The organism is Pseudomonas sp. FW507-12TSA, assembly GCF_058781435.1.
Genome location: NZ_JBYSWT010000017.1, coordinates 57,086 through 78,832, shown reverse-complemented (window position 1 = coordinate 78,832; position 21,747 = coordinate 57,086). Strand labels below are relative to the sequence as shown.

The 21,747-nt window shown below is 63.2% G+C and carries 19 protein-coding genes and 1 riboswitch; of the genes, 9 read left to right on the top strand and 10 right to left on the bottom strand.

Annotated features, from left to right (window positions below; translation table 11 throughout):
* The first annotated feature begins 169 nt into the window (after window positions 1–169).
* Both AC3WK8_RS17490 and AC3WK8_RS17485 read left to right on the top strand, forming a co-directional pair.
* On the top strand, window positions 170–721 hold the full coding sequence (locus tag AC3WK8_RS17490; protein WP_022641588.1) for a cytochrome b: 552 nt from the start codon (window positions 170–172) through the stop codon (window positions 719–721).
* A gap of 32 nt (window positions 722–753) precedes the next feature.
* A complete protein-coding gene (locus AC3WK8_RS17485; RefSeq protein WP_031320659.1) occupies window positions 754–1,350 on the top strand; it encodes a YceI family protein in 597 nt (198 codons plus the stop codon).
* Window positions 1,351–1,523: 173 nt separating this feature from the next.
* Here the strand turns inward: AC3WK8_RS17485 and rhlE2 are convergent, their stop codons facing one another.
* The 4 genes from rhlE2 to ahcY all read right to left on the bottom strand — a co-directional run bounded on the left by rhlE2 (window position 1,524) and on the right by ahcY (window position 6,996).
* Window positions 1,524–3,392, bottom strand: coding sequence for an RNA helicase RhlE2 (rhlE2, locus tag AC3WK8_RS17480; protein ID WP_085594505.1), 1,869 nt, complete (start codon window positions 3,390–3,392; stop codon window positions 1,524–1,526).
* Window positions 3,393–3,615: 223 nt separating this feature from the next.
* Entirely contained in the window at window positions 3,616–4,431 is an 816-nt protein-coding gene (locus AC3WK8_RS17475; protein WP_103325375.1) for a substrate-binding periplasmic protein, read from the bottom strand.
* A 119-nt stretch (window positions 4,432–4,550) separates the two neighbouring features.
* The gene (metF, locus tag AC3WK8_RS17470) at window positions 4,551–5,396 is read right to left on the bottom strand and encodes a methylenetetrahydrofolate reductase [NAD(P)H] (RefSeq protein ID WP_085594509.1); all 846 of its coding nucleotides are present in this window, start codon (window positions 5,394–5,396) and stop codon (window positions 4,551–4,553) included.
* A 190-nt stretch (window positions 5,397–5,586) separates the two neighbouring features.
* Window positions 5,587–6,996, bottom strand: coding sequence for an adenosylhomocysteinase (gene ahcY, locus AC3WK8_RS17465; RefSeq protein ID WP_085594511.1), 1,410 nt, complete (start codon window positions 6,994–6,996; stop codon window positions 5,587–5,589).
* A 21-nt stretch (window positions 6,997–7,017) separates the two neighbouring features.
* Window positions 7,018–7,124, bottom strand: a riboswitch (S-adenosyl-L-homocysteine riboswitch).
* 199 nt (window positions 7,125–7,323) lie between these two features.
* Here ahcY and AC3WK8_RS17460 point away from each other — a divergent pair.
* Window positions 7,324–7,728, top strand: coding sequence for an acyl-CoA thioesterase (locus AC3WK8_RS17460; RefSeq protein WP_022641582.1), 405 nt, complete (start codon window positions 7,324–7,326; stop codon window positions 7,726–7,728).
* Window positions 7,729–7,785: 57 nt separating this feature from the next.
* On the opposite strand, the gene AC3WK8_RS17455 is transcribed toward AC3WK8_RS17460, so the two are convergent.
* Window positions 7,786–9,045 carry a cation:proton antiporter gene (locus AC3WK8_RS17455; RefSeq protein WP_085594515.1) on the bottom strand — a complete coding sequence of 420 codons (1,260 nt, stop codon included), beginning with the start codon at window positions 9,043–9,045 and terminating at the stop codon, window positions 7,786–7,788.
* A 304-nt stretch (window positions 9,046–9,349) separates the two neighbouring features.
* On the opposite strand from AC3WK8_RS17455, the gene AC3WK8_RS17450 reads away from it, so the two are divergent.
* A complete protein-coding gene (locus AC3WK8_RS17450) occupies window positions 9,350–10,183 on the top strand; it encodes an EamA family transporter (RefSeq protein WP_103325376.1) in 834 nt (277 codons plus the stop codon).
* 34 nt (window positions 10,184–10,217) lie between these two features.
* The gene (locus tag AC3WK8_RS17445; RefSeq protein WP_103325377.1) at window positions 10,218–10,601 is read left to right on the top strand and encodes an MAPEG family protein; all 384 of its coding nucleotides are present in this window, start codon (window positions 10,218–10,220) and stop codon (window positions 10,599–10,601) included.
* Window positions 10,602–10,655: 54 nt separating this feature from the next.
* On the opposite strand, the gene mltA is transcribed toward AC3WK8_RS17445, so the two are convergent.
* The gene (mltA, locus tag AC3WK8_RS17440) at window positions 10,656–11,840 is read right to left on the bottom strand and encodes a murein transglycosylase A (RefSeq protein WP_103325378.1); all 1,185 of its coding nucleotides are present in this window, start codon (window positions 11,838–11,840) and stop codon (window positions 10,656–10,658) included.
* 130 nt (window positions 11,841–11,970) lie between these two features.
* Between mltA and AC3WK8_RS17435 the strand changes: the two genes are divergently transcribed.
* Window positions 11,971–12,420, top strand: coding sequence for a c-type cytochrome (locus AC3WK8_RS17435; protein WP_085594520.1), 450 nt, complete (start codon window positions 11,971–11,973; stop codon window positions 12,418–12,420).
* Between the two features lie 66 nt (window positions 12,421–12,486).
* On the opposite strand, the gene AC3WK8_RS17430 is transcribed toward AC3WK8_RS17435, so the two are convergent.
* The 4 genes from AC3WK8_RS17430 to AC3WK8_RS17415 form a co-directional block, all read right to left on the bottom strand.
* Window positions 12,487–12,882, bottom strand: a complete 396-nt coding sequence (locus AC3WK8_RS17430) for a DUF1090 domain-containing protein (protein ID WP_022641576.1) — start codon at window positions 12,880–12,882, stop codon at window positions 12,487–12,489.
* A gap of 120 nt (window positions 12,883–13,002) precedes the next feature.
* A complete protein-coding gene (gene ligB, locus AC3WK8_RS17425; RefSeq protein ID WP_103325379.1) occupies window positions 13,003–14,673 on the bottom strand; it encodes an NAD-dependent DNA ligase LigB in 1,671 nt (556 codons plus the stop codon).
* A 223-nt stretch (window positions 14,674–14,896) separates the two neighbouring features.
* Window positions 14,897–16,087, bottom strand: a complete 1,191-nt coding sequence (gene metK, locus AC3WK8_RS17420; protein WP_085594526.1) for a methionine adenosyltransferase — start codon at window positions 16,085–16,087, stop codon at window positions 14,897–14,899.
* An 18-nt stretch (window positions 16,088–16,105) separates the two neighbouring features.
* Window positions 16,106–17,101, bottom strand: a complete 996-nt coding sequence (locus AC3WK8_RS17415) for an ArsR/SmtB family transcription factor (RefSeq protein WP_085594528.1) — start codon at window positions 17,099–17,101, stop codon at window positions 16,106–16,108.
* 258 nt (window positions 17,102–17,359) lie between these two features.
* Here AC3WK8_RS17415 and tkt point away from each other — a divergent pair, with 258 nt between their 5' ends.
* The 3 genes from tkt to AC3WK8_RS17400 all read left to right on the top strand — a co-directional run bounded on the left by tkt (window position 17,360) and on the right by AC3WK8_RS17400 (window position 21,715).
* Window positions 17,360–19,357, top strand: a complete 1,998-nt coding sequence (gene tkt / locus AC3WK8_RS17410; protein ID WP_103325380.1) for a transketolase — start codon at window positions 17,360–17,362, stop codon at window positions 19,355–19,357.
* A 112-nt stretch (window positions 19,358–19,469) separates the two neighbouring features.
* The gene (gene epd, locus AC3WK8_RS17405) at window positions 19,470–20,534 is read left to right on the top strand and encodes an erythrose-4-phosphate dehydrogenase (protein ID WP_031320656.1); all 1,065 of its coding nucleotides are present in this window, start codon (window positions 19,470–19,472) and stop codon (window positions 20,532–20,534) included.
* Between the two features lie 17 nt (window positions 20,535–20,551).
* Complete coding sequence (locus AC3WK8_RS17400; RefSeq protein WP_022641553.1) at window positions 20,552–21,715, top strand: phosphoglycerate kinase; 1,164 nt, start codon at window positions 20,552–20,554, stop codon at window positions 21,713–21,715.
* Window positions 21,716–21,747 lie beyond the last annotated feature (32 nt).

Sequence of the window (21,747 nt, the reverse complement as noted above, 5' to 3'; positions counted from 1 at the left end):
TGGGATGGGGGACCGGACCGCAGAGGAACTAGAGGGACTTAATCTTTACTTAACTCGCTCGGTACAGACTATCGATCGTATTTCTCGATATTTCAAAGCGAAAATTTCCGCTTTAATTCGATAGGTAAATCGATAGTCTTGGCCAGCGTTTCTTACAGGATGCAACACAATGCAGTTACGTAATTCTTCTTCGCGCTACGGCTGGGTAAGCATTGTTCTGCACTGGGGCGTGGCCCTGGCGGTATTCGGACTGTTTGCCCTGGGCCTGTGGATGGTCGGCCTGGACTACTACAGCACCTGGCGCAAAGACGCGCCGGACCTGCACAAGAGCATTGGCCTGACGCTGTTTGCGATCATGCTGCTGCGGGTGCTGTGGCGGTTCGTCAGCCCACCGCCGCCGGCCCCAGCCAATCATGGCCGCCTGACCCGACTGGGCGCCAAGCTGGGACATGCGTTCCTCTACCTGGGCCTGTTCGCGGTGATGATCGCCGGTTACCTGATCTCCACCGCAGATGGCGTGGGTATCCCGGTATTCGGCTTGTTCGAAGTTCCTGCCCTGGTATCCGGACTGCCGGACCAGGCAGATGTGGCAGGTGTGGTGCATTTGTACCTGGCCTGGGTGCTGGTAGTCTTTGCCGGCATCCATGGACTGGCTGCATTGAAGCACCACTTTATCGATCGTGATGCGACCCTCACCCGTATGCTGGGCCGCAAAGCCTGATGTTCAACCTTGACTCGAAAGGAATAGAAAGCATGTTGAAAAAGACTCTCGCCGCTCTGGCAATCGGATCTGCTGTATTGGCGGCCGGTCAGGTAATGGCAGCGGACTACGTGATCGACAAGGAAGGCCAGCACGCCTTCGTCGACTTCAAGATCAGCCACCTGGGCTACAGCTTCATCACCGGTACCTTCAAGGACCTGGACGGCAAGTTCAGCTTCGATGCGGCCAAGCCGGAAGACGCCAAGATCGAAGTCAACGTGCGCACCGCCAGCGTGTTCACCAACCACGCCGAGCGTGACAAGCACATCACCAGCAAGGACTTCCTGGACGCTGGCAAGTTTGCCGACGCCAAGTTCGTCTCCACCAGCGTCAAGCCAACCGGCAAGAACGCCGATGGCAAGCTGACCGCTGACGTGGCCGGCGACCTGACCCTGCACGGCGTGACCAAGCCTGTAGTGGTCAAGGCCACCTTCCTGGGTGAAGGCAAGGATCCATGGGGCGGCTACCGCGCTGGCTTCGAAGGCACCACCAGCATCAATCGCCAGGACTTCGGCAAGATGATGGACCTGGGCCCGGCGTCCAACAATGTCGACCTGTACATCACCTTCGAAGGTGTGAAGGCCAAGTAATGCTTCGCCTGTAGCTGTTGCCGCCGTGGGCGCGACCGCACCCATGGCACGCACAAGAAAACGCCCCTGGCCCAAGAACCAGGGGCGTTTTCTTATGGTTGGCCGCAGTTTCCCGGACACCAGCAAAAACGCCCCGGATCTCAGGATCCGGGGCGTTTTGCATTACAGCTCGCTTAGCGGTTGCGCGTCAGCAGGGCCGGTTTTTCGCCCCGTGGGCGGCTTGGCAACTGCTCCAGTTGCTCAGGCGTCGGGAAACGATCGACCTTGGACTCCTTGTGCATGATCTTCGGCTGGTTGCTCCGTGGATTCTGCACTGCGGGTTCCTGGCGGCCTTGATCGTCACGGCCCGGACGGCGATTGCGCGACTCGTCGCGACGACCCTGGCCATCACGGGAAGCACCACTGCGCTGGCCGTTGCGTTTGGCCGGCGTGCCACCGTTGCTGTTGCTGGCTGCGCCACCACTGCGCGGGTTGCCATTGCGACCCTGGCCGCCGTTGCGCTGCCCACTGCCAGCAGTGCCTTGGCCCTGGCCCGGGGTTCCGGGGCGGCGGCCGCGACCTTGCTGGTTGCCCTTGTTCTGGTATGGGCTGACGTAGTCGGCGCGGTTGCCGAAGTTGTCCACGTCGTCATCGAGGAACTCGTCCGGCGCCCGTTCTGGGCGTGGGGCAGGTTGACGCTGTTCACGCGGCGCGGCGTTCTCGCGAGGCTTCTGCTCGCGAGCCTGGCGTTCGCCACGGGCCGGCTTGTCCTTGCCGCCCTTGTCCTTGCCCTTGTCCTTGCGACCACCGCCGCCACCGCCGCCGTTGGGGTTGTCGCCACGGGGTGCGCGGGCGTTGCGCGAGTTGCGAGTGTCCGGACGCTCGCGCACTTCCGGTTTCTCGGCTTCCACCGCGCTGGCATCGAAGCCCATCAGGTCGCCGTCGGCGATCTTCTGCTTGGTCATGCGCTCGATGCTCTTGAGCAGCTTCTCTTCGTCGGGGGCTACCAGGGAGATGGCCTCGCCCGAACGACCGGCCCGGCCAGTACGGCCGATGCGGTGCACGTAGTCTTCATCGACGTTGGGCAGTTCGAAGTTGACCACATGGGGCAGTTGGTCGATGTCCAGGCCACGGGCGGCGATGTCGGTCGCCACCAGGATCCGTACTTCGCCGGCCTTGAAGTCGGCCAGGGCCTTGGTACGGGCGTTCTGGCTCTTGTTGCCGTGGATCGCCATGGCGCTCAGGCCATGTTTGTCCAGGTATTCGGCCAGGCGGTTGGCACCGTGCTTGGTGCGGGTGAACACCAGGACCTGTTCCCAGGCGCCAGCGGTGATCAGGTGCGCCAGCAGCGCGCGCTTGTGGCTGGCCGGCAGGCGGAACACCCGCTGCTCGATGCGCTCCACCGTGGTGTTCGGCGGGGTGACCTCGATGCGCTCGGGGTCGTGCAGCAGCTTGCTGGCCAGGTCCGTGATGTCCTTGGAGAAGGTCGCGGAGAACAGCAGGTTCTGGCGCTTGGCCGGGAGGCGGGCGAGGACCTTCTTGACGTCATGGACGAAGCCCATGTCGAGCATGCGGTCGGCTTCGTCCAGGACCAGGATTTCCACGTGGGACAGGTCGATGCTGCCCTGGCCGGCCAGGTCCAGCAGGCGGCCGGGGCAGGCCACCAGCACGTCGACGCCACGGGCCATGGCCTGGACCTGCGGGTTCATGCCGACGCCGCCGAAGATGCAGGCGCTGACGAACTTCAGGTCGCGGGCGTACAGCTTGAAGCTGTCGTGCACCTGCGCGGCCAGTTCGCGAGTCGGGGTCAGGACCAGGACGCGAGGCTGGCGCGGGCCGTGACGCTGGGATTTGTCCGGATGACCATTGGGAAACAGCCGCTCCAGGATCGGGAGGGCGAAACCGCCGGTTTTACCAGTACCTGTCTGTGCCGCGACCATCAGATCGCGACCTTGCAACACGGCGGGAATGGCCCGCTGTTGCACCGGAGTAGGCTGGGTATAGCCGGCTGCTTCGATAGCGCCGACTAAAGCCTCGGAGAGACCGAGGGAAGCAAAGGACATGAGTAATCCTGTTTTAGTGAGGGCTTGGCCCAAAGGGATGATCTTGCCGGGCGCGAATGGCGTTCAAGAGGACGCAATCCCGTCCGGTCCTGCTGGCCTGGGAAAACATCCACCAAGGGCTCGCGCGGGCCGGTCGGCTGCGCCGTAGCGGGGTGGAGGTGCCTTGAACAGGGTCCAGCGTCCGGGCGTGAGCCTGGCGGGAGGCCGGAGTATAACAGAGCATTCAGTGTGCGCTGCTTTCCTGCTGCTCAACGGTTTTTTCTGATTCACGGGTCGAAGACGACCTGACAGGCGGCAGGGTGGGTTCCGCCCCGTACCTGGCGCTCAGCGCGGCATAGGCCGGTTCGCGCTTGAAACGCTTGAGTTCTGCGGCGAAGCGCTGCACCAGCAGGTCCATGCCAGCCTGGCGGCGTACTGCCAGGTATTGCTGCTGGCGGCTGATGACCAGGGGATTCTGGCTGATCTGGTCGCGGATGCCGAGGGTGTCCAGCAGATGCTGGCCGACCCGTTTGTCGGTGATCAGCAGGTCGATCCGGCCCAACAGCAATTTGCCGAAATTGGCCTCGTGGGTGGGGGCGGGTTCGCGATTGAACAGCGTGGAGTTGCTGAAGTCTTCGCTGTACAGGTAGCCAGGGGAGGTGCCGATGGTCAGGCCCTTGAGCTCGTCCAGATGCTTGAACGGATGGGGCCGGCGGTTGGCGTAGAACATCACGAACTCGACTTCCGATAGCGCCTCGCTGGGGTAGAGCAGGGTGCTGTCGCGCTCGTCGCTGTGGAAGATATCCAGGGCGCCGTCGGCCTGGCCGGTTTCCAGCATCGCCAGGCAGCGCTTCCAGGGCAGGAATTGCCACTGCACCTCGATGCCCAGGCGTTGAAAGACGATGGCGGTGGTCTCGTAGTCCAGTCCCAGGGACTTGCCGTTTTCCTCGTAGACATAGGGGGCCCAGGGTTCGGTGACGATGCGCAGCGTCTCGCCATGGGCGGCGAGGCTCAGGCAAGCGCAGAGAAGGGCTGTCAGCAACTGGGCAATGACGGACATTGCTGGAGAGTACGCCGAGAGATCATGCAAATGCTAGGGGCAGTTCCAGGAGCTCTAGATCAGGCCTGGCGCGGGTAGGGAGGCCCCGGTTGGCACCGGGGCCGGTGTTGCCTTGCCGGTCAGCGCGCCAGCTTCAGGTTGTTCCAGATCGCCAGGCTCGGTTCCGCCTGGTTCAGGGTGTAGAAGTGCAGACCTGGGGCGCCGCCTTGCAGCAGGCGTTCGCACATCTCGCTGATGACCTGTGTACCGAAGGCCTGGATGCTGGCGCTGTCGTCACCATAGGCTTCCAGTTGCTTGCGGATCCAGCGTGGGATCTCGGCGCCACAGGCGTCGGAGAAGCGCGCCAGCTTGCTGTAGTTGGTGATCGGCATGATGCCCGGCACGATCGGGATGTTCACGCCCAGTTTCTGCACGCGCTCGACGAAGTAGAAGTAGCTGTCGGCGTTGAAGAAGTACTGGGTGATCGCGCTGTCGGCACCGGCGTTGGCCTTGCGTACGAAGTTCTGCAGGTCATCCTCGAAATTGCGCGCTTGCGGGTGCATTTCCGGGTAGGCGGCGACTTCGATGTGGAAATGGCTTCCGGCTTCTTCACGAATGAAGTTCACCAGGTCATTGGCGTGACGCAGTTCGCCGCTGGCCATGCCCATGCCCGAAGGCAGGTCGCCGCGCAGGGCGACGATACGCTTGATGCCGGCTGCCTGGTATTGCTGCAGCAGGCCGCGCAGGTCGTCCTTGCTGTCGCCGACGCAGGACAGGTGCGGTGCCGAAGGGACTTTCACTTCGCTCTCCAGCTGCAGCACGGTGTTGACCGTACGATCACGGGTCGAGCCGCCGGCGCCGTAGGTGCAGGAGAAGAAATCGGGATTGCAGCTGGCCAGCTGGCGAGCAGTGGCGAGCAGTTTTTCATGCCCAGCATCGGTCTTGGTGGGGAAGAACTCGAAGCTGTAACGACGGTCTTGGGACATGGAGGAAACCTCCAGCTACAAGCCGCAAGCTTGCAGGCTGCAAGAGAAGCGGAGGTGCGCTCGTCTCTTGTGCCTGGAGCCTGGAGCCTGAGGCTGTTTTGGCAAATTGGGGCGAAGCCGCGAGCTTCGTGCGGCAAGGTCGGCTTTTGGCCTTTACTTGCCGCTTGAAGCTCAAGGCTTGCAGATGCTCTTAGTACCGGTAAGCGTGCGGCTTGAACGGGCCTTCGACGGTCACGCCGATGTAGTCGGCCTGTTGCTTGGTCAGTTGAGTGACCACGCCACCGAAGCCGCGGACCATTTCCAGGGCCACTTCTTCGTCGAGTTTCTTGGGCAGCACTTCAACGGTCAGGCGCTCGGCTTTCTGGGCTGGCGACAGGTCGGCGTACTTCTGGCCGAACAGGAAGATCTGGGCCAGGACCTGGTTGGCGAACGAACCGTCCATGATGCGGCTTGGGTGACCGGTGGCGTTGCCCAGGTTCACCAGGCGGCCTTCGGCCAGCAGGATCAGGTAGTCGTCGTTCTGCGGGTCGAAATCGCCGTGGCCGGTACGGTGGATCTTGTGTACCTGAGGCTTCACTTCTTCCCATGCCCAGTTCTTGCGCATGAAGGCGGTGTCGATTTCGTTGTCGAAGTGACCGATGTTGCAGACCACGGCGCGCTTTTTCAGGGCCTTGAGCATGTTGGCGTCGCAAACATTGACGTTGCCGGTGGTGGTCACGATCAGGTCGATCTTGCCCAGCAGGTCCTTGTTGATGCTCGCTTCGGTACCGTCGTTGATACCGTCGATGAACGGCGAGACCAGCTCGAAACCGTCCATGCAGGCCTGCATGGCGCAGATCGGGTCGACTTCGGTGACCTTGACGATCATGCCTTCCTGGCGCAGCGACTGGGCCGAGCCCTTGCCCACGTCACCGTAGCCGATCACCAGGGCTTGCTTGCCGGACAGCAGGTGGTCGGTACCACGCTTGATGGCGTCGTTCAGGCTGTGACGGCAGCCGTACTTGTTGTCGTTCTTGCTCTTGGTCACCGAGTCGTTGACGTTGATCGCAGGAACCTTCAGCTCGCCCTTGGCCAGCATGTCCAGCAGGCGGTGCACGCCAGTGGTGGTTTCTTCGGTCACGCCGTGGACGCGTTCCAGGACGGCAGGGTATTTCTTGTGCAGCAGTTCGGTCAGGTCGCCGCCGTCGTCGAGGATCATGTTGGCGTCCCAAGGCTTGCCGTCCTTGAGGATGGTTTGCTCCAGGCACCACTCGTACTCTTGCTCGGTCTCGCCTTTCCAGGCGAAGACCGGGATGCCGGCGGCGGCGATGGAAGCAGCGGCCTGGTCCTGGGTCGAGAAGATGTTGCAGGACGACCAGCGAACCTCGGCGCCCAGGGCAACCAGGGTCTCGATCAGTACGGCGGTCTGGATGGTCATGTGGATGCAGCCGAGGATCTTCGCGCCCTTGAGCGGTTGTTCGGCCAGGTACTTGCGACGCAGACCCATCAGGGCTGGCATTTCCGATTCAGCGATGATGGTTTCGCGGCGGCCCCAGGCAGCCAGGGAAATGTCGGCGACTTTGTAATCGGTAAAATCTGCAGGCGTGTTGACAGCGCTCATGAAGAGCCTCCATTCGTAATGTGCGAATGGGCGCCGTTGTGCGTTTAGTGTCCGTATGGGAAGTCCCGTACCGACAACGCCCCATCCGAGCCTGACAGGCCGAGCCTGCTGCAGCGCCCCTCGGACAGGTGGCGGGAAAACGATATCAAGGGTCGATGACCGTTTCGAAACGGTGGCGATTATAGCGACCTGAGCCAGACTTCCCAAAGTGTTTCTGTCGCCCGGATGAAGTTCCTCAATCGAGACCATAGTCGAGGTTATATAGAGCGAGGTGGCCTGGTCTGCGATCATGCCGGGCATCAAATGGCAGGACGGTCAGGAGTGAACATGAATTTCCACACCCGCAAGTGGGTAAAACCCGAAGACCTCAACCCCAATGGCACGCTGTTCGGCGGCAGCCTGCTGCGCTGGATCGACGAAGAAGCGGCGATCTACGCCATCGTCCAGCTGGGCAACCAGCGCGTGGTCACCAAGTACATTTCGGAAATCAACTTCGTCAGCGCCTCGCGCCAGGGCGACATCATCGAACTGGGCATCACCGCCACCGAGTTCGGGCGAACCTCCATCACCCTGACTTGCGAAGTGCGCAACAAGATCACCCGCAAGTCGATCCTCACGGTGGAGAAAATGGTCTTCGTCAACCTGGGAGAGGACGGCTTGCCGGCCCCCCACGGTCGCACCGAGATCAAGTACGTCAAGGATCAGTTCAAGGACGACGAGCCCGGCGCCTGAGCCGGCTCGGGCGTACGCGGCAGGCAGATTGGCCTGCCGCGTGCGACGGCCCGTGGATCAGTGGGCTTCGGCCTTGCCTGCCGGCGCCTCGTTGGTGACGTGGCGCACCAGCTTGCCGATGGTCAGGCCCTGCAGCAGGATCGACGACAACACCACGATGTAGGTGATGCTCAGCACCAGGTCCCGCTCCGGCCCCAGGGGCAGGGCCAGGGCCAGCGCCACCGAGACGCCGCCGCGCAGGCCGCCCCAGGTCAGCACGCGGATAGTGCCCCGGGGCACGCTGCGCCAGCGGCGCAACAGCAGGATCGCCGGGGCCACGGTAAGCAGGCGCGAGGCCACGATGGCCAACGCCAAAAGGCTGGCCGCCGCCAGGTGCAGCCAGTTGAATGGCAGCAGCAACAGCTCCAGGCCGATCAGGGCGAACAGCAGCGCGTTGAGCATGTCGTCGAGCAATTCCCAGAAACCATCCAGGTAGCGCCGGGTCATGTCGTTCATCGCCAGGTTGCGTCCCAGGTTGCCGATGATCAGGCCCGCCACCACCATCGCGATGGGTGCCGAGACATGGATCTCGCTGGCCATGGCCGACCCACCGATCACCAGGGCCAGGGTCAGCATCACTTCGATCTGGTGCTGCTCGATGCTCTTGATCATCAGGTACACCAGGTAGCCGATCAGGCCGCCGAACAGCACGCCGCCAATGGCCTCATGCACGAACAGCCAGGCAGTGGCGCCTACGGTGGGGGTTTCGCCCAGTTGCGCGATGCCCAGCAGCACGGTGAACACCACGACCGCCGTACCGTCGTTGAACAGCGATTCGCCGACGATGGTGGTCTTCAACGGCTTGGAGGCATTGGCGGTACGCAGCACGCCCAGCACCGCGATCGGATCGGTTGGCGAGATCAGCGCGCCGAACAGCAGGCAGTAGAGGAAGCTCACGTGCCAGCCGAACAGGCCGAAGATCCAGTAGGCCAGGCTGCCGATGACGAAGGTGGCGATCAGCACCCCGACCGTCGCCAGCAGGCCGATGGGCCAGCGATAGCTGCGCAGGTCGTTGAGGTTGACGTGCAGGGCGCCGGCGAACAGCAGGAACGACAGCATCCAGTTCATCAGCAGGTCGCCGAAGTCGATCTTGCCGATCAGTTCTTCGACATGTTCTTCCAGGCCGGGGTAGCCCAGGTAGGTCAGCCCCTGCAGCAGCAGGGAGAACAGCAGGGCGGTGACCATCACGCCAATGGTCGGTGGCAGGCCGATGAAACGGAAATTGACGTAGGTCAGCAGGGTCGTCAGGCAGATAAAGGCAGCGACAAGTTCAAGCATCCGGACTCCTTTGGATGATCGTGGAAAACAGCCTGAAGTCGTTCAGGCCAAGGGTTTGATGTCCCGGTGCCATCCAGGGGCACAGTGGTCGACGAGGCAAGTTGCCATCAGGCATGGCGGTAATCGACACATTGACCACGCCGAAGCGACGATGTTGCAGGCCCGGGGACAAACTCGGACTCATGCCCATGCGGACGAACTCGCCGCCTACCCGGCCAAAAGTGCCGATGCTCCGTGCAACCGAGGCGGGCGGCATGCGAGGATCGCCGCTTCGCGATGATGTTCAGGCAGACAGGGAGGCGAGGTGCTGGCGACAACTCTGGTTCTGATGGCGGCACTGTTGCATGCGGCATGGAACACGCTGATCAAGTTCAGTGGCGAGCGGCTGCTGGTGGTGGCCTGCATGGACAGCGTGGCCTTGCTGTTCGTGGCCGGCATGCTGTTCTTCCTGCAATGGCCGCCCCAGGCACTCTGGCCCTGGATCTTCGCTTCCGCGGCTTTCGAACTCTTGTATCGCTACCTGTTGATCCAGGCTTACCGAGTGGGGGACCTGGGATTGGTCTACCCGCTGATGCGTGGCCTTTCGCCCCTGGTGGTGCTGGCGCTGACCCTGGGGTTCGGTGGCGAAGCCCTGAGCGCCCAGCAGATCCTCGGCATCTTGTTGATTCCCTTCGGCATGCTGTGCCTGCTCTGGCAGGGCGGAGGCGGGGCGCGCCTGCCCTGGAGCATGCTGCCGGTGGTGGCCCTGATCGGCCTGTGCATCGGTTGCTACACCTTCATCGACGGCCAGGCCCTGCGCCGCTGGGCACATCCGTTGGACTACCTGACCTGGGTCACGCTGCTCAGCGCCTGGCCTTTTCCCCTGGTGGCGGTGGTCTGGAAGCGCCCGGCCTTCGCCCTGTTCTGGCGTGAACAATGGCGCCTGGGGCTGAGCGTCGGCTTCTGCGTGCTGTTCAGCTACGCTCTGGTGCTTTGGGCCATGCAGTTGGGCTCTATCGCCGAAGCGGCGGCCTTGCGTGAAATCAGTGTGATTCTGGTGGTGCTGTTCGGCATGCGCTACCTGAAGGAACCCTTCGGCCGGCCAAGGCTGATGGCCTGTGGCCTGGTGCTGATCGGCATGTTGGTGATGAAGCTGTGAGCACTCCCTAAAACTCTAAAAAAGGATTTACGTTATGACTGTCGCGTTCTGGTGTGTATTGATCGCAATCGCCCTGCCATACCTGTGCACCGCCATCGCCAAGGGCGCTGGCAGCTACGGGCTCCGGCACAACCATGATCCACGGGGCTTCCTGAGTACCCTGGAGGGTCTGCCAAAGCGTGCGCATTGCGCACAGCTCAATGGCTTCGAGGTGACTCCGGCCTTTGCCGCCGCAGTGATCATTGCCCATGTGGCGGGCAACGCCGAGCTGGTGACCATCAACGTGCTGGCGGTGCTGTTCATCACCAGCCGCCTGCTGTACATGATCTGCTACCTGGCGGATTGGGCGGTGCTGCGTTCTTTGGTGTGGTTCGTGGGCATGGGGCTGATCGCCAGCTTCTTCTTCGTCTCGATCTGAAGTTGGCCAGGCTTGTCGACGCCCAGGTCGACAAGCCGGTTCCGGCTGGAGGCGTTACGGGGTATTGGCGACTTGCGGCACCTGGGGCAGCGGCATGTCCTTGGGCCAGAGCATCCAGATCTGGCCTGGTTGCTTCATATCGCCGGCCAGTTGCCCGGCTGCATCGCCAGTTCCCCAGAACAGGTCGGCGCGCACTTCCCCGGTGATCGCGCCGCCGGTGTCCTGGGCCGCAACCGGGCGTACCAGGCTGCTGCCGTCGGGGCGGGTGGTGGATAACCACAGCAGGCTGCCCAGGGGAATCACCTTGCGGTCCACGGCGACGCTGTAGCCCGAGGTCAGGGGGACGTTCAGCGAGCCGCGCGGCCCTTCGTTGCTGTCCGGGTTGCGGTTGAAGAACACATAGCTCGGGTTGCTGCCCAGCAGCTCGGGAATCCGCGCTGGGTGGGCCTTGGCCCAGGCAGCGATGGTGCCCATGGTCACTTCTTCCTTCTTCAGTTGGCCTTGCTCCACCAGCCAGCGACCGATAGGCCGGTACGGGTGGCCGTTCTGGTCGGCATAACCGATACGCAGTTGGCGACCATCGTCCAGCTGGATCCTGCCCGAACCCTGGATCTGCAGGAATTGCAGGTCCATGGGGTCGGTCAGCCAGGCGATCACCGGCGCCTTGACGCCCTGGGCCTCGATGGTCGCGGCATCGTCGTAGGGCTTGAGCACCCGACCTTCGAGCCGTCCTCGCAGGCGCTTGCCCTTGAGTTCGGGATAGAGGCTGTCCAGGGCGACCACGATCATGTCGTCCGGCACGCCATACACCGGTACGTTGGCCGTCTTGGTCTGGGCCAGGCTGCCGGGATACACCGGCTCGTAGTAGCCCGTGATCAGGCCCGTGGTGCTGCCGCTGCCCGAGCGCAGGCCGTAGACCTGCAGGCGTTCCTTGAGAAAACTACGGATCGCCTCGGGGCTCTGGGGCACGTTGGCCGCGGCGGCGCAGGTGGCGCCCCACACCGGATCGGCCTTGAGCCGGGTGCAGGCGCTGCGCCAGGAGCCGAAGCCAGCCAGCAGATCGTTGTCGGCTACTGCGGGCAGCGCCTCCCAGGCGGCGCTGTTGTAGGTGGCCAGGGCGTGGGTCTGTGGCTGAGAGGGGGGCTGTTCAGTGTCGCCGCCGTTGCAACCGGCGAGCAGCGCCAGGGCCGGGACGGTCCAGAACCAGTGGCGGCACCAGCGGGGAAAACTCGGGTTCATGCTGTGTTTCCTTGGGGGACGTCCCGCATTCATGGCGGAGGACAACCCATATTATTAATAGGGCTATTGGTCTTTGTCCGGGAGGCGAGGATACTGGCCGCCGTTTTCCGTGACCTGACCTGAAGCCACCATGACGTTAAAAAGACTCTCTGTTGTATTGCTGGCCTGCCTCACGCTTTCCGCCTGCGGTGGGGTCGATCCCAATTCTCCCCTGGGCCAGCGCAAGGCGATCTTCAAGCAGATGCTCAAGACCGGCGAAGACCTGGGAGGCATGCTCCGCGGACGCATCCCGTTCGACGGTGCGCGTTTCGCCGAGGGCGCAGTGAAGCTCGACAACCTGTCCCACGAGCCCTGGAAGCACTTCCCTGCGGTCAAGGAAGAAGACCATACCAGCGCCACCGATGATGTCTGGCGCCGACAGGCACGCTTCCAGGAGCTGGCCCGGGCCCTGGAGGCAGCCACCGGTGAGCTGGTGGTCGCCAGCCAGGTTCAGCCCTACAAGGCCAGCAACCTTGGCCCGGCGGTGCAGAAGGTCGAGGACGCCTGTAGCGCCTGTCACAAAGAGTTTCGTAATCACTGATCCCGGCCGGGCAAAGCCCTGGCAGGGATGCCGGAGCTCCTCGTCATGTCGGGGGCAGTGCCCGGCTTACTTGTCCAGATCGTCCAGGGCTTGCTGCAGTTCCTTGCGGGATTCGGCGAGCTTGTCCTTGCGCTTGTTGATCTTCTCCGAGTCGCCCTTCTTCATGGCCTTTTCCAGGTCGGCCTGGCGGCGGCTGACTTCGTGCTTGGCGTCGAGCACCTTGTTTTCCCGCTCTTTCTTCAGCGAGGCGTCGGTGCAATGGGTGGTGACTTCATTCAGGGCGCGTTCCAGGCCGGCCTGCTGATCGCTGTTGCCGTGGGCCTTGGCTTGTTCGATCTGGGTCGTGATGGCCTGGCGCTTGGCGGCGCAGCCGGTCAGTTCGGGTGTTTGCTCGTTGGCCAACAGTGGCGCGCTCATCAAGCCGCATAGGGTCAGGGCTGCGAGCGAAGGAAAGATGTTCATTGACGGCTCCAGGTGAAAAAGATCAAAAAATAACCAATGAAGTAATACTGGGGCGTGCTGGAATGGGCTGTTGGAGCCCATTTCGGACCAGGTGGTTCAATACCCGCCCCAGGTGAGCGATTAAAAACCTTCGACGCCGGCGGCATTCAGGGTGGCACGCAAGGCCAGTACCTGCGGGTCGCGAAAGAACGCTGCCAGTCGCTCCGCGCGTTCCACCCCAACCTCGGCTTCTTGCTGCCAGTCCAGGCTGCTCTTGAGTGCCAGCGCCTGCCATGACCCGCCCAGGTCGGCCGCGCCACTGGGCGGCAAGCCCAGGGCCTTCAGCCAAAGTGCGAAGGGTCGCCGCCTGGCGTTGTGCAGGCTTTCGAGCAGGCGTGCGCTGCTGCGTTCGCCGAAGCCGGTCATGTTAACAAGCTCTGCCTGGTCGAGGGTCAACCAATCCAGCAGGCTCTTGATTCGCCCCGCTTGCATCAGGCGTACCCAGGTTTGCTCGCCGACATGCTCCAGATCCAGGGCCTGCTTGCCACTGAGCCAGGTCAGGCGTGCCAGGAACTGGCTTTCGCATCCGGGGGAGGGTTGCCAGCAGCTCAGCGCGTGGAAGTCGCTCTGCACCGGCGCCTGGAGCGGTGCACGCTGCGGTGCCCTGAGGGCCACGCCATCCAGGCGGGGAATGGTCAGGCCGGCGAGACTGACGGCCACCTGGTCGCCGGGGAGGATGTCCAGCTCGCGCCAGCGGCGTAGCGAGCCAGCGCTGACCCGGCGGATCTGCCGATCGTCGAGAGTGACCGGTTCGATGTGCAGCAGTGGCGTGATGCGCCCGGTGCGACCGACGCGAAACTCTACCTCGCGGACATTGGCCAAGGCCTGGATGTAGGGGTACTTCCAGGCGGCGATCCAGTGCGGATTCCGGGCCTGCCATCGTTCGGCCGCGGGGCGTCGGCCCAGGCGCAGGATGATTCCGTCGCTGGCGAACGGCAGCGCCGAGCGGTACCAGTGTTCGCGCCAATGCCGGGCCGCGTCGAAGTTGGCGATCCTGCGGCTGTATTCGCGGCCTTCGGTAAAACCCAGCTTGGCCAACTGTTCCAGGCGTTCATCCATCGCCTGTGGCCCTTGTGGCCAATCCCAGACGAACAAGCCGATTTGTGCCGCGGCATCGGGCTCCAGGTGTTTGCGGGCCATCCAGCCCGCCACTCGGCTACGGGCATTGCGGCTGCCGGCCCGGGCCTGCACGTGGCCCTCCAGGCGCTGGTACAGCTCACCCTGGAGCAACAGGTCCACGGGCTGCGGTAATTGTTGGGGAATGGCCGGGATCTGCCGGGCCACGCTGCTCCAGTCGTGGCCCAGCAGGCCATCGCCCCGACTCAGTGCCTGGTGCAAGCGGCCCTTGCGGTAGATCAGGCTCACGGCCACGCCGTCGATCTTGGGCTGCACCCAGACTTCCCTGCGGTTGCGCAGCCAGAGTCGCACGGCGTCGGCGCCCGGGAGCTTTTCCACACCGGTATGGGCCACCGGGTGAGCGATATTGCCGCGGGCAGTGGCTAGCGGACGGGCTCTGGCCTGGGGCACGAGTGGGAAGCAGCCTTGCAGCGTATCCAGTCGCTGGCGGGCCTGATCGTAGAGTTCATCGGCCACCAACGCCTGGCCGTCCCGGTGATAGCTGGTATCCCAGCGCTGGAGTTGTTGGTGCAGGGTGGTGATTTCCACGCCGGCCCGGGTTGCCGGCCAGTCCGGGCAATGGGCCTGGGCCGACAGCGGGATGAAGATCGTCAGCAGGAGCAGTCTTGGCAGCATGGCGAGCGTCCTTGCCCGGAAAGGTCATGCTCAAAGGTTAGGTGTGGTGACGCGGGGCGGGCGTGGCAGGTGTTTGCCGGTTGTTTCGCGGTCGGTCCGACAGGTGGTCCGGACGGCGACGTTGCTTGTAAGGCAGGGAATATGGAGGCAGGAGGGAGAAATCCGTGGGTACAAAAAAGCCCCGCCAGCATAGCCGGGCGGGGCCTTGGTGAGGCGGGAAGGCTTACAGGCCGGCGGCGGCGCGCAGGGCCTCGGCGCGGTCGGTTTTTTCCCAGGTGAAGGTGGAGAAGGTGTCTTCGCCCACGGTCTTGGTTTCCGGAGTGCGGCCGAAGTGGCCGTAGGCTGCGGTTTCCTGGTACATCGGGTGCAGCAGGTCGAGCATGGTGGTGATCGCGTAAGGACGCAGGTCGAAGTGCTCGCGTACCAGCTTGATGATCTTGTCATCGCTGATCTTGCCGGTGCCGAAGGTGTTCAGCGAGATCGAAGTCGGCTGGGCGACGCCGATGGCGTAGGACACCTGGATCTCGCAACGCTCGGCCAGGCCGGCGGCGACGATGTTCTTGGCCACGTAGCGACCGGCGTAGGCTGCCGAACGGTCGACCTTGGATGGGTCCTTGCCGGAGAACGCGCCGCCGCCGTGGCGAGCCATGCCGCCGTAGCTGTCGACGATGATCTTGCGGCCGGTCAGGCCACAGTCGCCCACTGGGCCGCCGATGATGAACTGGCCGGTCGGGTTGATGTGGAACTGGGTGTCCTTGTGCAGCAGCTCGGCTGGCAGCACGTGCTTGACGATCAGTTCCATCACGCCTTCGCGCAGGTCGTTGTAGGAGACTTCCGGGTTGTGCTGGGTCGACAGCACCACCGCGTCGATGCCGACCACGATGCCGTTTTCATAGCGGCAGGTGACCTGGGACTTGGCGTCCGGGCGTAGCCATGGCAGCAGGCCCGATTTGCGGGCTTCGGCCTGGCGCTGCACCAGCTGGTGGGAGAATGCGATCGGGGCTGGCATCAGTGCCGGGGTTTCGTTGCTGGCATAGCCGAACATCAGGCCCTGGTCACCGGCGCCCTGGTCTTCAGGCTTGGCGCGGTCGACGCCCTGGTTGATGTCAGGGGACTGCTTGCCGATGATGTTCATCACGCCGCAGGTGGCGCCGTCGAAGCCGACGTCGGAGCTGGTGTAGCCGATGTCGCAGATGACGTCGCGGACGATCTGCTCCAGGTCGACCCAGGCGCTGGTGGTCACTTCGCCGGCAACGATGGCAACGCCAGTCTTGACCAGGGTTTCAACCGCTACGCGGGCGTGCTTGTCCTGGGTAATGATGGCGTCCAGCACCGCATCGGAAATCTGGTCAGCGATTTTATCCGGATGCCCTTCGGACACGGACTCGGAGGTGAAAAGGGAGTATTCGCTCATCTCGACGGTTTCCTAAATTTACCGATGGTGAGTGTCGCCAGCCGGTCGCTGAAAATGGCGGACCTGGATCTGGAAACCATTACGTAAGCCTACATAGAGGCTTTCCCCGGGAGTCAGTCCCGCAGCGGTGGCCCAACGGGCCAGATCATCTTGCTCGAACCCCAGCCAGAGATCGCCACAGGCGTCTTTGGCCCAGCTCTGGTTATGGCTGCACAAGTCTGTCACCAGCAGGCTACCGCCTGCCTGCAATAATTGCCCCAACTGCTTGAGTGCCTCGGCTGGCGCCGCGAAATGGTGCAGGACCATGTTCAGCACCACGCAGTCGGCCTTGAGTGGCATGCCCTTCAAGGCATCGGCCAGTTGCAGGCTGACGTTAGCCAGCGCTTCGCGTTCGCACAACTGGCGAGCCAGCTCCAGCATCGCCGGGCTGTTGTCCAGGGCTGTCACCTGGGCAAAGCGCCGGGCCAGTTCGGGGAGGAATCCGCCGTCGCCGGGACCGACCTCGATGGCTGTGGCTTCTGGCTTGAAGCTCAATTTGTCCAATAGTGCCAACACGCTTTCGCGGTACTGCGCCAGTCCTGCGATCAGGTCCTGTTGGGCGCGGAATTTCTCCGCCACCCGGGAAAAGAAGTCTTCGCTGGCAGCGGCCCGTTGTCCGTGGACCAGGCCGATCCGCGACTGGACTTCGACCGGCAAGGGCAATTGGTCGACCTCGTCCAGCAACGCCACATGCAACTTGCCGCCCAGCAGTTCGGTGTGGGGCAAGGCGCGGCGGTAGAAGATCGCATTGCCTTCGCGGCGCGTGGCCACCAGCCCGGCCTGGGCCAGGACCTTCAGGTGATGGCTCATGCCCGACTGGCCGATGGCGAAGATCTGCGCCAGCTCCAGCACGCCGAAGGAGTCGTTGCTCAGGGCACGCAATACGTTCAGCCGTAACGGATCGCCGCCGGCTTTGCACAGGGCGGCCAGGTCGTCGCAATCGTCATGGCGAATGTTGGATGCATGCAGGTTCATGGGAGCGCAGTCTAGTGGTGCCCGAAACAGCCCGCAAGGCCAATATCAAAAAGTTTTGATATTGAACTGTGCGAGGGCGATCCAGGGCTGTCGCCAGCCAGGATGGGGAACGGTGTCGGGGTTTGCCTGGTCGATTGAGTGGTTAGCCGTAGGAAAAACGTGCTTGAGTAACTATCTGTCATTGCCCCCGCCAGACGCCTGAGGGAAAATGCAGGCCTTTTTTCCGTTTTGTTTTGTCCAATCTTCAGGAGATCAGCGATGCCAAGCCGTCGTGAGCGTGCCAACGCCATTCGTGCCCTCAGCATGGATGCCGTGCAAAAAGCCAACAGCGGCCATCCGGGTGCCCCGATGGGTATGGCGGATATCGCCGAAGTACTTTGGCGTGACTACCTCAAGCACAACCCGAGCAATCCATCCTTCGCCGACCGTGACCGCTTCGTGCTGTCCAACGGTCATGGCTCGATGCTGATCTACTCGCTGCTGCACCTGACCGGCTACGATCTTTCGATCGACGACCTGAAGAATTTCCGCCAACTGCACAGCCGTACCCCGGGCCACCCGGAATTCGGCTACACCCCGGGTGTGGAGACCACCACTGGCCCGCTGGGTCAGGGCCTGGCCAATGCCGTGGGCTTCGCCCTGGCGGAAAAAGTCCTGGCGGCGCAGTTCAACCGTCCCGGTCACAATATCGTCGACCACCACACCTATGTGTTCCTGGGTGATGGCTGCATGATGGAAGGCATTTCCCACGAAGTCGCGTCCCTGGCCGGCACCCTGGGCCTGGGCAAGCTGATCGCCTTCTACGATGACAACGGCATTTCCATCGACGGTGAAGTCGAAGGCTGGTTCACCGACGACACGCCCAAGCGCTTCGAAGCCTACAACTGGCAAGTGATCCGCAACGTCGACGGCCACGATCCGGAAGAGATCAAGACCGCGATCGAGACCGCGCGCAAGAGCCCGCTGCCAACCCTGATCTGCTGCAAGACCACCATCGGTTTCGGTTCGCCGAACAAGCAGGGCAAGGAAGACTGCCACGGCGCGCCACTGGGCGCCGAGGAAATCGCCCTGACCCGCGAAGCCCTGAAGTGGACCCACGGTCCGTTCGAAATCCCTGCCGACATCTATGCCGAGTGGGATGCCAAGGAAGCCGGTCGCGCTGTCGAAGCCGAGTGGGACCAGCGTTTCGCCGCTTACTCCGCTGCCTTCCCGACCGAGGCCAACGAACTGGTACGGCGCCTGGCCGGTGACCTGCCGGCGGACTTCGCCGCCAAGGCCGACGCCTATATCGCCGAAGTGGCGGCCAAGGGCGAGACCATCGCCAGCCGCAAGGCCAGCCAGAACACCCTGAACGCCTTCGGTCCATTGCTGCCTGAGTTCCTCGGCGGTTCGGCGGACCTGGCCGGCTCCAACCTGACCCTGTGGAAAGGCTGCAAGGGCGTCAGTGCCGAGGATGCCAGCGGCAACTACATGTACTACGGCGTACGCGAATTCGGCATGACCGCCATCATGAACGGCGTTGCCCTGCACGGTGGCCTGGTGCCTTACGGCGCGACCTTCCTGATGTTCATGGAGTACGCCCGCAACGCGGTGCGCATGTCGGCGCTGATGAAGCAACGGGTGATCCACGTCTACACCCACGACTCCATCGGCCTGGGCGAGGATGGCCCGACCCACCAGCCTATCGAGCAACTGACCAGCCTGCGCAGCACGCCGAACCTCGACACCTGGCGTCCAGCCGACGCCGTGGAATCGGCGGTGTCCTGGAAGTACGCGCTGGAGCGCAAGGACGGTCCTTCGGCGTTGATCTTCTCGCGCCAGAACTTGCAGCACCAAACCCGTGATGCCGGTCAGATCGCCGATATCAGCCGCGGTGGTTATGTGTTGAAGGACTGCGCAGGCGAGCCTGAGCTGATCCTGATCGCCACCGGTTCGGAAGTGGGCCTTGCGGTGCAGGCTTTCGACAAGCTGACCGAGCAGGGCCGCAAGGTGCGTGTGGTATCCATGCCGTGCACCAGCGTGTTCGATGTCCAGGATGCAGGCTACAAGCAGTCGGTCCTGCCGCTGCAGGTCGGTGCGCGGATCGCCATCGAAGCCGCCCATGCCGACTTCTGGTACAAGTACGTGGGCCTGGAAGGCCGCGTGATCGGCATGACCACCTACGGTGAGTCGGCGCCTGCGCCTGCACTGTTCGAAGAGTTCGGCTTCACCCTGGACAACATCCTGGGCCAGGCCGAAGAGCTGCTGGAAGACTGAGAAAAAGCACGTGGTGGCCTGTCCACCACAGTCGCAAGCGGGGGCTGGTTTACCGGCCCCCGCTTGCGAGTGCGTATAACAAGTTCGTCTGCCGTGCCTGATCGAGAACCCCATGTCCCAACCGCGTCCTTATAAAGTTGCACTCAACGGCTACGGCCGGATTGGTCGTTGCGTCTTGCGTGCTCTGTTCGAGCGAGGGGCTGCGGCCGGGTTCGAGATCGTGGCCATCAACGACCTGGCCGACATGGCCAGCGTCGAATACCTGACACGCTTCGACTCCACCCATGGCCGGTTTCCCGGCGAGGTGACCGTCGATGGCGATTGTCTGCATATCAATGGCAACTGCGTGAAGGTGTTGCGCAGCGCCACTCCCGAAGGCATCGACTGGGCAGCCCTGGACATCGACCTGGTGCTGGAATGCTCCGGTGCCTACCACACCCGTGAGGATGGCCAGCGCTTCCTTGCTGCCGGCGCGCCGCGGGTGTTGTTCTCCCAGCCGATGGCCAGCGAGGCGGATGTCGACGCCACCATCGTCTACGGGGTGAACCAGGATTGCCTGAGCGGCGACGAGTTGCTGGTGTCCAACGCGTCTTGCACCACCAACTGCGGCGTGCCCTTGCTGCGCCTGCTGGACCAGGCCATCGGCCTGGAGTACGTGTCCATCACCACTATCCACTCGGCGATGAACGACCAGCCGGTGATCGATGCCTATCATCACGAGGACCTGCGCCGCACCCGCTCGGCGTTCCAGTCGGTGATCCCGGTGTCCACTGGCCTGGCCCGGGGCATCGAGCGCCTGCTGCCGGAACTTGCCGGGCGAATCCAGGCCAAAGCGGTACGGGTACCGACGGTCAACGTGTCCTGCCTGGATATCACCATGCAGACGGTCAGCGACACCGATGCCGCCGAGGTCAATCGGATCCTGCGCGAGGCCGCCACCAGCGGTCCGCTCAAGGGCCTGCTGGCCTATACCGAATTGCCGCACGCCAGCTGCGATTTCAACCATGACCCCCATTCGGCGATCGTCGATGCCAGTCAGACCCGCGTTTCCGGCCCCCGGCTGGTAAACATCCTGGCCTGGTTCGACAACGAATGGGGTTTTGCCAACCGGATGCTGGACGTTGCGGGCCATTACCTGCAAACAGCCGCTCCACTCTCTGCTTCTAATATTCAGTAACCCAGGAATTGCGACCCATGACCGTGTTGAAGATGACCGACCTCGATCTGCAAGGTAAGCGCGTGCTGATCCGCGAAGACCTCAACGTCCCAGTCAAGGACGGTGTAGTCACCAGCGACGCGCGGATCCTGGCTTCGCTGCCGACCATCAAGCTGGCCCTGGAGAAAGGCGCGGCGGTGATGGTCTGCTCGCACCTGGGCCGTCCGACCGAAGGCGAGTTCTCGGCTGAGAACAGCCTCAAGCCGGTGGCCGATTACCTGAGTCGCGCCCTGGGCCGCGAAGTGCCGCTGGTGGCCGACTACCTGGGTGGTGTCGAGGTCAAGGCCGGCGACGTCGTGCTGTTCGAGAACGTACGTTTCAACAAGGGCGAGAAAAAGAACGCCGATGAGCTGGCCCAGCAATACGCCGCCCTGTGCGACGTGTTCGTGATGGATGCCTTCGGTACCGCCCACCGGGCCGAGGGTTCGACCCACGGCGTGGCCAAGTTCGCCAAGGTGGCGGCGGCAGGCCCGTTGCTGGCGGCCGAGCTGGATGCACTGGGCAAGGCCCTGGATACCCCGGCCAAGCCGATGGCGGCGATCGTCGCCGGTTCCAAGGTGTCCACCAAGCTGGACGTGCTCAACAGCCTGAGCGAGGTCTGCGACCAGCTGATCGTCGGTGGCGGCATCGCCAATACCTTCCTGGCCGCTGCCGGCCATCCGGTGGGCAAGTCGCTGTACGAGCCTGACCTGCTGGACACCGCCCGCGCCATCGCCGCCAAGGTCAGCGTGCCACTGCCAGTGGACGTGGTGGTGGCCAAGGAGTTCGCCGAGAGCGCCGCGGCCACGGTCAAGGCGATCGCCGACGTGGCGGCCGACGACATGATCCTGGACATCGGCCCGCAAACCGCTGCGCAATTCGCGCAACTGCTCAAGTCGTCCAAGACCATCCTCTGGAACGGCCCGGTGGGTGTGTTCGAGTTCGACCAGTTCGGCAATGGCACCAAGGTCCTGGCCCAGGCGATCGCCGATAGCACGGCGTTCTCCATCGCTGGCGGTGGCGACACCCTGGCGGCCATCGACAAGTATGGCGTGGCCCAGCAGATCTCCTACATTTCTACCGGTGGTGGCGCCTTCCTCGAATTCGTCGAGGGCAAGGTGCTGCCGGCGGTCGAAGTCCTGGAAGCCCGGGCCAAGGCCTGAGACTGCCATTGGCCGGGCAAAGGAGTGTTCTG